Source organism: Kitasatospora sp. NPDC048286 (assembly GCF_043201735.1).
Taxonomy (GTDB): Bacteria; Actinomycetota; Actinomycetes; order Streptomycetales; family Streptomycetaceae; genus Kitasatospora.
Genome location: NZ_JBICZE010000019.1, coordinates 95,448 through 107,285, shown reverse-complemented (window position 1 = coordinate 107,285; position 11,838 = coordinate 95,448). Strand labels below are relative to the sequence as shown.

The following is an 11,838-nucleotide window of genomic DNA, read 5'->3' as shown; positions in this document are numbered from 1 at the left end:
CCCGACCCGCGAACCAGGACGGCGGCCCCCAATGGTGAACGACGACAAGCTGAGGGACTACCTCAAGCGCGTGACGGCGGACCTGCACCACACCCGCCGGCGCCTGACCGAGGCCGAGGAAGCGGGCCGCGAACCGATCGCGGTCGTCGCGATGAGCTGCCGCTACCCCGGCGGCGTACGGTCCCCCGAGGACCTGTGGCGCCTGGTCACCGACGGCACCGATGCCATCACCGGCTTCCCCCGCGACCGGGGCTGGGACCTGGACCACCTGGACGACCCGGAACAACTGCGCGAGGGCACCAGCCACACCGCCCTGGGCGGATTCCTCGACGACGTCGGGCACTTCGACCCCGGATTCTTCGGGATCTCCCCGCGCGAAGCGCTCGCGATGGACCCACAGCAGCGGCTCCTCCTGGAGACCACCTGGGAGGCGTTCGAACGGGCCGGTATCGACCCGGCGACCCTGCGGGGCAGCAGGACCGGCGTCTTCGCCGGGGTGATGTACCAGGACTACGCGGTACGGCTGCGCCAGGTCCCCGACGACGTGGCCGGCTACGTCGGCAGCGGCAGCTCCGACAGCGTCGCCTCGGGCCGCGTCGCCTACACCTTCGGTCTGGAGGGCCCGGCGGTCAGCATCGACACCGCCTGCTCCTCCTCGCTGGTCGCCATCCACCTCGCCGCCCAAGCCCTGCGGGCCGGCGACTGCACCCTGGCCCTGGCCGGGGGCGCGATGGTCATGTCGACACCCGTTCCGTTCGTGGAGATGAGCCGCCAGGGCGGCCTGGCCCGGGACGGCCGCTGCAAGTCCTTCGCCGCCGCCGCCGACGGCACCGGCTGGGGCGAGGGCGTCGGCATGCTCCTGCTGGAGCGCCTCTCGGACGCCCGGCGCAACGGCCACCCGGTCCTCGCCCTGATCCGCGGCACCGCCGTCAACCAGGACGGCGCCAGCAGCAGGCTCACCGCCCCCAACGGCCCCGCCCAGCAGCGCGTCATCCGCCACGCCCTGGCCAACGCCGGACTCACCCCCGCCGATGTGGACGTGGTCGAGGCGCACGGCACCGGCACCCCGCTGGGCGACCCGATCGAGGCCCAGGCCCTGCTGGCCACCTACGGGCAGGACCGCGCGGACGGGCAGCCGCTGCTGCTCGGCTCGCTGAAGTCCAACATCGGGCACACCCAGGCGGCGGCCGGCGTCGGCGGCGTCATCAAGACCGTCCTCGCCATGCGGCACGGTACCGTCCCGCCCAGCCTGCACGCGCAGGACCCGTCCCCGCAGATCGACTGGACCGCGGGCGCGGTACGCCTGGTCACCGCGAACACCCCCTGGCCCGAGACCGGACGGCCGCGCCGGGCCGCGGTGTCCTCCTTCGGCGTCAGCGGCACCAACGGACACGTCGTCCTGGAACAGGCGGACGAACCCGTCCTGGAACAGGCCGACGAACCGGCGGACGAACCCGCCGCCCCCGCCGTCCTCCCCTGGGTGCTCTCCGGACGCACCGCCGAAGCGCTGCGCGCCCAGGCCGCACGGCTCCGCGACCACCTCGACGCCCACCCCGGACCCGGCCCGGCCGAGGTCGGCCACGCCCTCGCGACGACCCGCGCCGCGCACGAGCACCGGGCGGTCCTGATCGGCGCCCACCCCGACGAGTTCCGGGCCGGCCTCGACGCCCTGGTGGCCGGCCGCACCGCCCCCGGCCTGGTCCTCGGCACTGCCGGAACCGGCGGCGAAGTCGCCCTGGTGTTCCCCGGACAGGGATCCCAATGGGCCGGCATGGCCGTCGAACTCCTCGACTCCGCCCCCGCCTTCGCCGCCCGCATCGCGGACTGCGAGCGTGCCCTGGCCCCCTTCGTCGACTGGTCCCTGGAAGCCGTCCTGCGCGGCGCTCCCGGCACCCCGTCGGCCGAACGCGTCGACGTGGTGCAGCCGGTGCTGTGGGCCGTCATGGTCTCCCTGGCCGAACTGTGGCGCTCCCACGGCATCACCCCCGGCGCGGTCATCGGCCACTCCCAGGGCGAGATCGCCGCCGCCGTGGTGGCGGGAGCGCTGAGCCTGGAGGACGGGGCGAAGGTCGTCGCCCTGCGCAGCCGCGCCATCCGCGCCCTGTCCGGCCGCGGCGGCATGGCCTCGGTGGCCCTGCCCGCCGAACAGGTCGCCGAACACCTCGCACCCTGGGACGGCCGGCTCGCCGTCGCCGCCGTCAACGGACCCGCCTCCACCGTGGTCTCCGGCGACACCGACGCGCTCGACGCGTTCCTCGACCGGACGACGGCGCTGGACATCCGCAGCCGGCGCATCCCCGTCGACTACGCCTCGCACAGCGCCCACGTTGAGGACATCCGCACCGAACTGCTCGCCCGGCTCGACGGACTGACCCCCCGCCCGTCCGCCGTCCCCTTCTACTCCACCCTCAGCGGCGGCCTGCTGGAGGACACCACCGCCCTGGACGCCGACTACTGGTACCGCAACCTCCGCGGGACCGTCCGCTTCGAGCAGGCGACCCGCGCCCTGCTCGCCGACGGCTACCAGGTCCTCCTGGAAAGCAGCCCGCACCCCGTCCTCACCGTCGGTGTCCTGGAGACCGCCGAGGACGCGGGCGCCGACGCCACCGCCGTGGGCACCCTGCGCCGCGACGACGGCGGCCCGCGCCGGTTCACCGAGTCCCTGGCCGAGCTCCACCTGCGCGGAGTCTCCCCGGACTGGGACACCGTCTTCGCCGACCGCCGCCCCGGACGGGTGGAACTGCCCACCTACGCCTTCCAACGCGACCCGTACTGGCTGGAGGAGGGCGCCGCGCCCGTCGGCGACGTCACCTCTGCCGGACTGACCCCCGCGGACCATCCGCTGCTGGGCGCCGTCGTGGTCCTCGCGGACAGCGACGGCCTGCTCCTCACCGGCCGCCTGTCGGCCCGCACCCACCCGTGGCTCGCCGACCACGCCGTCGGCGGCCGGGCACTGCTCCCGGGCACCGCCTTCCTGGAACTCGCGCTCCAGGCCGGAGCCCGCGTCGGCTGCCCCCGGGTCGAGGAATTCACCCTCGAGGCCCCCCTGGTGCTGCCCGAACACGGCGGCACCGTGCTGCGCCTCACCGTGGGCGCCCCCGACTCCCTGGGCCACCGCCCGCTCAGCCTGCACTCCCGGCCGGACACACCCGTCGACGGTGACCCCGACGGCGACGAGTGGACCAGGCACGCCGAAGGCGTCCTGGCCCAGGACGGCGCGGAAGGCGCCGAGGCCGACGGGCCGATGCCCTGGCCGCCGCCCGGCGCCGAACTCCTCGCCCTCGACGGACTGTACGACCGCTTCGCGGCGGGCGGATTCGCCTACGGTCCCGCCTTCCAGGGCCTGAACGCGGTCTGGCGGCGCGGCGACGAGCTGTTCGCGGAGGCCGTCGTGCCCGCTGGGCCCGCACCCGATGCCGCCCGCTTCGGCCTGCACCCGGCCCTGCTGGACGCGGCCCTGCACGCCACCGGTGTGCCCGGCACTCCCGGCGCGGAGGCCCACCCCGAGGGACGGCTGCCGTTCTCCTGGAACGGCGTGACCCTGCACGCCGCCGGCGCCGACGCGATCCGCGTCCGGCTCGCCCCGGCCGGGCCCGACGCGGTGACGCTCGCCGTCGCCGACGCGACCGGCGCCCCCGTGGCGACCGTGGACGCACTGGTCCTGCGGCCCGCGGGCACCGTCAGCCTCGGCGCCGACCGCGCCCCCCACGGCCGCCACCAGGACCTCTATGCGACGGAGTGGGTCACCACACCCCCGCGCGGCAGCGGTGCACCCGTTCACCGCACCGCGGACCTGGCCACGGTGCTGGCCGCCGTCGACGCCGGAGCTCCGGTGCCCGAAACGGTCCTGCTCGTCTGCGCGGAGCCCGCGGACGCGGCCGGACCGGCTGCGGTGGTCCGCGCGGTCGTCCACCAGGCCCTCAGCGACGTCCGGACCTGGCTCGCCGACGACCGCTTCGCCGGCTCCCGCCTGGTGTTCGCCACCCGGGGTGCGGTCAGCGCCGGGGAGGGGGAGGACGTACGCAACCCCGCGCACAGCGCACTCTGGGGCCTGGTCCGTTCGGCCCGCTCCGAACACCCCGGGCGCTTCGCCCTGCTCGACCTCGACGCCGACGACGAGCACGGCACCTCCGCGGGCGTCGCCGCGGCCCTCGCCTCGGGAGAACCGCAGTCCGCGGTCCGCGGCGACGACGTCCGCGTACCCCGGCTGGCCCGGGTCCTCAGGAACGACCCGGACCTCTCGGACGACGCGGCAGGGCCCCTCCGGGCCTTCGACCCGGACGGCACGGTCCTCATCACCGGCGGCACCGGCCTGCTCGGCTCCCACGTCGCCCGCCGCCTGGTCACCGGGCACGGCGTCCGGCACCTGCTCCTGCTCTCCCGCGGCGGCCCGGCCGCCGCCGGAGCCGACGAACTGCGGGCCGAACTCGCCGCGCTGGGAGCCGAGACCGCCATCGTCGCCTGCGACGCCGCCGACCGGGTCGCCCTGGCCGCCGTACTCGCGGACCTGCCGCCCGCGCACCCGCTGACCGCCGTGGTCCATACCGCGGGCACCCTCGACGACGGCGTCGTCACCGCACTCACCCCCGAACGGGTGGACGCCGTGCTGCGCCCCAAGGTCGACGCCGCCCTCCACCTGCACGAACTGACCCGCGACCTCGATCTGACGCACTTCGTGCTCTTCTCCTCGGCCGCAGGCACCTTCGGCGGCCCCGGACAGGCCAACTACGCCGCCGCCAACGCCTTCCTCGACGCCCTGGCCGTCCGGCGTCGGGCGGCGGGCCTGGCCGGCCAGGCCCTGGCCTGGACCCTGTGGGAGCAGGCCAGCGCCCTCACCGGACACCTGGACGAGGACGACGTACGACGCCTCGCCCGGTCCGGGATGCCGCCGCTCTCCACCGAGCGGGGACTCGCGCTCTTCGACACCGCCCTCACCGTGGACCGGGCCGCCCTGGTCCCGATGCGCCTCGACACCGCGGCCCTGCGGTCCGCGGCGGCGGAGGGCACTCTGCCGCCGCTGCTGCGCGGCCTGGTGCGCACACCGCCGCGCCGGGCGGCCACGGCCGCGCAGGCGACGGCCGACGACAACGCCCTGCGCCGGCGCCTCGCGGCCCTCGACGGCACCGGACGGACCCGGCTGCTCGTCGAACTCGTCCGCACCCACGCGGCTGCGGTCCTCGGCCATGCCTCCCCGGACACCCTCGACCCCGGACGGGCCTTCCGCGAACTGGGCTTCGACTCACTGGCCGCGGTGGAACTGCGCAACCGCCTGAACGCCGCCACCGGCCTGCGGCTTCCCGCCAGCCTGGTGTTCGACCACCCGACCCCGGCCGCGCTCGCGGACTTCCTGGGCGCCGGACTCACGGACACGGAAGCGGCCAGGGCCGTCATGCCCGCCGTACCCGCGGGGTCGGCCGACCGGAACCGGGACGCGGACGACGACCGGATCGCGATCGTCTCCGCGGCCTGCCGCCTCCCCGGCGATGTCCGCTCACCCGAGGACCTGTGGCGGATGCTGGCCGAGGGCCGCGACGGCATCTCCGGGTTCCCCACCGACCGGGGCTGGAGCCTGGACACGCTCTACGACCCCGATCCCGACCGCATCGGCACCTCCGTCACCCGCGACGGCGGCTTCCTCCACGACGCGGCCGACTTCGACGCGGAGTTCTTCGGCATCTCGCCGCGCGAGGCGGCGGCCATGGACCCGCAGCAGCGGCTGCTCCTGGAAACCACCTGGGAACTCTTCGAGCGCGCGGCCATCGACCCGTCCACCCTGCGCGGAGCCCCGGTCGGCACGTACGTCGGCCTGATGCAGCAGGACTACGCGGCCCGATTGCTGCCCTACATCCCCGAGGACGTCGAGGGATTCCTCGGCACCGGCAACTCGGGAAGCGTCGTCTCCGGACGCCTGGCCTACTTCTTCGGCCTGGAAGGCCCCGCGGTCACCGTGGACACCGCGTGCTCGTCCTCGCTGGTGGCCCTGCACCTCGCGGTACGGGCGCTGCGATCCGGCGAATGCTCGCTGGCCCTGGCCGGCGGCGTCAACGTGATGTGCAGCCCCGAACTGTTCGTCGAGTTCAGCCGACAGGGCGGACTCGCTCCGGACGGCCGCTGCAAGTCCTTCGCCGCGGCGGCCGACGGTACCGCCTTCGGCGAAGGCACGGGCATGCTGCTGGTGGAGCGGTTGTCGGATGCGCGGCGCAACGGGCATCCGGTGCTGGCGGTGATCCGTGGTTCGGCGGTGAACCAGGACGGTGCGAGCAATGGTCTGACGGCGCCGAACGGTCCGTCGCAGCAGCGGGTGATCCGGGCGGCGCTGGCGGACGCGGGGCTGACGGCGTCCGAGGTGGACGTGGTGGAGGCGCACGGTACGGGCACGCGGTTGGGTGACCCGATCGAGGCGCAGGCGCTGCTGGCGACGTACGGGCAGGACCGGCCTGCGGACCGGCCGGTGTGGATCGGCTCGCTGAAGTCCAACATCGGACACGCCTCGGCTGCCGCCGGTGTGGCGGGGGTCATCAAGTCGGTGCTCGCCTTGCGGCACGGCGTGATGCCCAAGACGCTGCACGTGGACGGTCCGACGCCCGAGGTCGACTGGTCCGCGGGCGCCGGCCGGCTGCTGACGGAGGCCCGTGCGTGGGACGACACGGGCCGTCCGCGCCGGGCGGGGGTGTCCTCCTTCGGCGTCAGCGGCACCAACGCCCACGTCATCCTCGAACAGGCCCCGACCGACCCGACAGCCCCCGCGGACGGGCTCGTCGACGGGTCCGGGACACCGGGGACCGTACCCGCCGCCGTCCCCCTGCTCCTCTCGGCGCGCACTCCGGAGGCGCTGTGCGCCCAGGCCGCGGCGCTGTCGGCCCGGATCGGAGACGGGTCGGGCGTCCGCGCCGTGGACGTGGCCTTCTCCCTGGCCACGGGCCGCAGCGCGCTGGGACACCGCGCGGTGCTGGTGGGCACGGAGGAGAACCTCGCCGAGCACCTGGCCGCGCTGTCACAGGGTGCTGCGGTGCCCGGCGGCGGGTTGGTTTCCGGTCGGGTGGTGTTGGTGTTCCCGGGTCAGGGTTCGCAGTGGGTGGGGATGGCCGCGGAGTTGTCGGGTGAGTCGGAGGTGTTCGCGGGGCGGATGGCGGAGTGCGAGCGGGCGCTGGCGCCTTACGTCGACTGGTCGTTGACGGAGGCGTTGGGTTCGGAGGCTCTGCTGGCGCGAGTCGATGTGGTGCAGCCGGTGTTGTGGGCCGTGATGGTGTCACTGGCGGAGGTGTGGCGTTCCTTCGGGGTGACGGTCGATGCCGTGGTGGGCCACTCCCAGGGCGAGATCGCTGCCGCTTGTGTGGCGGGCGGTCTGAGTCTGGAGGACGGGGCCCGTGTGGTCGCGTTGCGGTCCCGTGCGGTGGGGGTGTTGGCGGGCCGTGGTGGCATGGCGTCGGTGCCTCTGCCGGTCGAGGCGGTGCGGGAGCGGATCGCGGGCCGGTTGTCGGTGGCGGCGGTGAACGGTCCGTCGTCGACGGTGGTGTCGGGTGACGCGGACGCGGTGACGGCACTGGTCGACGGGCTGACGGGTGAGGGGGTGCGGGCGCGTGTGATCGAGGTCGACTACGCGTCGCATTCCGCGCATGTGGAGGAGATCCGTGAGCGGTTGCTCTCCGATCTGGCCGGCATCGTTCCTGTCTCGGGTTCGGTGCCGTTCTTCTCGACGGTGACGGGTGGTTGGCTCGACACGAAGGCTCTGGACGCGGAGTACTGGTACCGCAATCTCCGGGAGACCGTCGAGTTCGGGAAGGCCACGGAGACGTTGTTGGGGGAGGGCTTCCGGTTCTTCGTGGAGTCCAGCCCGCACGCGGTGTTGTCGGTCGCGGTGGGAGAGTCGGTGGAGGCCGCGGGTGTGGATGCCGCGGTGCTGGGGACACTGCGTCGCGGGGAGGGCGGCCTGGCTCAGGTGCTGCGGGCGGTGGGCCGTGCGTGGGAGCGCGGGCTGGGGGTGGACTGGTCGGGTGCGTTCCCGGGGGCGCGGCGTGTCGAGCTGCCGACCTACGCCTTCCAGCGCAGCCGCTACTGGCTCGACGTTCCGACCACGAGCTGGGACGTCGCCTCGGCGGGTCTCGCCACGACCGGGCACCCGCTGCTCGGTGCGGCGACGCAGGTCGCGGACTCCGACGAGCTGCTGCTCAGCGGCCGGATCTCCCTGCGTACCCACCCCTGGCTCGCCGACCACGCGGTGTCGGGCGTCGTCCTCTTCCCCGGCACGGCGTTTCTCGAACTCGCGCTGCGCGCCGGGGCCGAGGCGGACTGCCCGGTGGTCGAGGAACTCACCCTCGGATCGGCGCTCGTGCTCCCGGAGGAGGGAGCCGTCCACCTACAGCTCCGGGTGGCCGCACCCGACGGCGACGGTCGGCGCAGGCTCGGCGTGTTCGCCCGTACGACACGGGACGCCGACGCGCCCTGGACCGAGCACGCCACCGGCACCCTGGCACCCCGGCCCGCCGGGGACCCGGCCGGAGCCGCGGCCGGCCTGCTGAGCTGGCCGCCGTCCGGTGCCGAACCCGTGGACACCGGCGATCTCTACGAGCGCTTCGCCGAGGCCGGCTACCACTACGGCCCCGCCTTCCGCGGCATCCGTGCCGCGTGGCTCCGCGGCGGCGAGGTGTACGCCGAGGTGGTGCTGCCGGAGCCGCAGCACGCCGACGCCGCCGGATGCGTGCTGCACCCCGCGCTGCTGGACGCGGCCCTCCAGATCGCCGCACTGCTGCCCGACCAGGACGGCCGGGCCCGGCTGCCCTTCAGCTGGAACGGCGTGACCAGCGGGATCACCGGGGCCACCACGCTGCGCGTGCGGCTCACCACCGACGCGCCGGACACCGTGACCCTGCACGCCCACGACCTGTCCGGACGGCAGGTGCTCGGCGTGGAGTCCCTGCTGCTGCGGCCTCCGGCCGCCGGCGGGCCGCTCTCCGCGACCGCCCACGCCGACCTGCTGTACCGCCTCGACTGGACCCCGGCCACCGACCCGGCCGACAGCGCCGTGCCCACCTGGGCCGCCCTCGGCGGTGCCGTCCCCGGCGCGGTGTCATGGCAGGACATCGGCGCCCTGGGGGCCGCCCTCGAGGCGGGCGCCACCCTCCCCGAGGTGATCGTGGCGGCCATCGCCACCGCCGACCTGCCCCACCCCGCCGACCGGGTCCGGGCCACCGCACACCAGGGCCTCGCCCTCGTGCAGCAGTGGCTGGCCGACGAGCGGTTCGCCGCGGCCAGGCTGGCCCTGCTCACCAGGGACGCGGTCCGTACCGGACCGGTCGACCGTCCCGTCGATCCCGCCCAGGCCGCCCTGTGGGGCCTGGTGCGCAGCGCGCGGGCCGAGCACCCCGGGCGCTTCGTCCTCATCGACGCGGCCGGGACCGGCGAGCCGGCGGAAGCCCTGCCTGCGGCGCTCGCCACCGGGGAACCCGAGCTGGCGCTGCGGACCGGCCCGCCGCTGCTGCCGCGGCTGGTCCGCGGCGGACGGCCGGACGGCACGCTGTCCCTGCCGGACGGCGCCGCCTGGCGGCTCACCACCGACGGCCGGGGCTCCCTCGAGGACATCGCGGCGGAACCCGCTCCGGCGGCCCTCGCCCCGCTGGGCAAGGGTGAGGTACGGATCGCGGTGCGCGCCGCCGGGCTGAACTTCCACGACGTCATCGCCGCGCTCGGCCTGGACCCCGACCCCGAACAGCAGGGCCTGGGCAGCGAGGGCGCCGGAACCGTCATCGAGGTGGGCCCGGGTGTGGACGACCTGGTACCTGGGGACCGGGTGATGGGGATCTTCGGGGGCGCGTTCGCCCCGACCGCCGTCGCCGACCGCCGTACCGTCGCCCGGATACCGGCGGGCTGGTCCTTCGCCCGTGCCGCATCCGTGCCGGTGGTGTTCCTCACCGCCTACTACGGTCTGTTCGATCTCGGCGGACTGCGGCGCGGGGAATCGGTACTGGTCCACGCCGCGGCCGGCGGGGTCGGCATGGCGGCGGTGCAACTCGCCCGGCACGCCGGTGCGCGGGTGTTCGCGACGGCCTCCCCCACCAAGTGGGACGTCCTGCGGGCCGGCGGACTGGACGCCGCGCACATCGCCTCGACCCGTACCACCGACTTCGCCGAGACGTTCCTGACGGCCACCGGCGGGCGGGGCGTCGACGTCGTACTCGACAGCCTGGCACGGGAGTTCGTCGACGCCGGTCTGCGGCTGCTGCCGAACGGCGGCCGGTTCGTGGAGATGGGCAAGACCGACGTCCGCGACCCCGAGACGGTCGCCCGGCAGCATCCCGGGGTGCGCTACCGGGCGTTCGACCTGATGGAGGCCGGTCCGGAGCGCATCGGCGAGATGCTCGCCGACGTCCTGGACCTGTTCCAGCGGGGAGTGCTGCGTCCCCTGCCCGTCACCGGCTGGGACGTCCGGCAGGCCCCGGCCGCCCTGCGCTCGCTCAGCCAGGCCCGGGGCGTCGGCAAGAACGTCCTGCTGCTGCCCGCTTCGCCGGACCCCGAAGGGACTGTCCTGGTCACCGGGGCCACCGGCACCCTGGGACGGCTCCTGGCCCGGCATCTGGTCGTCACGCACGGCACCCGGCACCTGCTGCTGGCCGGCCGCCGGGGCGGATCCGCCGACGGTATGCCGGAGCTGGTACGGGAACTGACCGGGCTCGGGGCGTCGGTGACCGTCGCAGCCTGCGACGTCGCCGACCGCGCCGCGCTCGCCGCCCTGCTCGGGTCGGTGCCCGCCGCGCACCCGCTCACCGCCGTCGTCCACGCGGCCGGTGTCCTGGACGACGCCACGATCGCGGGGCTGACTCCGGACCGGCTCGACCGCGTCCTGCGGCCCAAGGCGGACGCGGCGCTGGCCCTGCACGAACTCACCCGGGACCTCGACCTCGCGGCGCTGGTCCTGTTCTCCTCGGGCGCCGCCCAGTTCGGCGCGGCCGGGCAGGCGAACTACGCCGCCGCCAACGCGGTCCTCGACGCCCTCGCCGCCGAACGCCGGGCCGAGGGGCTGCCCGGCCTGTCCATCGGCTGGGGCCTGTGGGAGGAGCGCAGCGAGATGACCGCCGCGGTCACCGCGGGCCGGGGCGCCGGGGCGGGCGCGCTGACCTCGGCGGAGGGCCTCGCCCTGTTCGACGCGGCACTGGACTCCCCGTACGCCTACCGGCTCGCGGCCAGGATCGCCCCGTCCGTGCTGCGGGCGGACGACCGACTGCCCGCCGTGCTCCGCGGCCTGGTCCGCCCCGCCCGTACCGGTTCCGCCTCTGCTGCGGCGCCGGCCCGCTCGATGGCGCGGCAGCTCGCCGAGCTGCCCGAGGCCGAGCTGTACCGGACCCTGCTCGATCTGGTGCGCGGCAACGCCGCAGCGGTGCTCGGCCACAGTTCGCCGAACCAGATCCGCCCGGCCCGCCCGTTCAAGGACGTCGGCTTCGACTCCCTCACCGGGGTCGAACTGCGCAACCGGCTGGTGTCCTCGACCGGGCTGCGGCTGCCGGCCGCGCTCGTCTTCGACCACCCCACCCCGGAGGCACTGGCACGCCACCTCGCCGAGCGGGCCACCGCCGCCCGCCCGACGGGCGACGCGGCGGTCCGGGCCGGGCTCGACACCCTGGAGGCCCTGCTCGACGCCCTGCCGCCGGACGGCGTCAGCGACGAACTCGCCGCCCGGATACGGGAAGTGCTGTCCCGCCCGCTGCCCGGCGGGACACCGGCCACCACCGCCCGCCCCACGGGCGACGTGGACGACCTGGCCCCCGACCTGATCGAGGCGGCCAGCGACGACGAGGTGTTCGACTACATCGACCGGCAGTTGGGATCCGCATGACCAGGGCACCG

1 pseudogene is annotated in these 11,838 nt (G+C 75.2%); it reads left to right on the top strand.

What is annotated here, in order from left to right:
- Positions 1-31: 31 nt before the first annotated feature.
- Positions 32-11,824: pseudogene (locus ACGF13_RS34815) on the top strand (SDR family NAD(P)-dependent oxidoreductase); the annotation flags it as partial.
- Positions 11,825-11,838 lie beyond the last annotated feature (14 nt).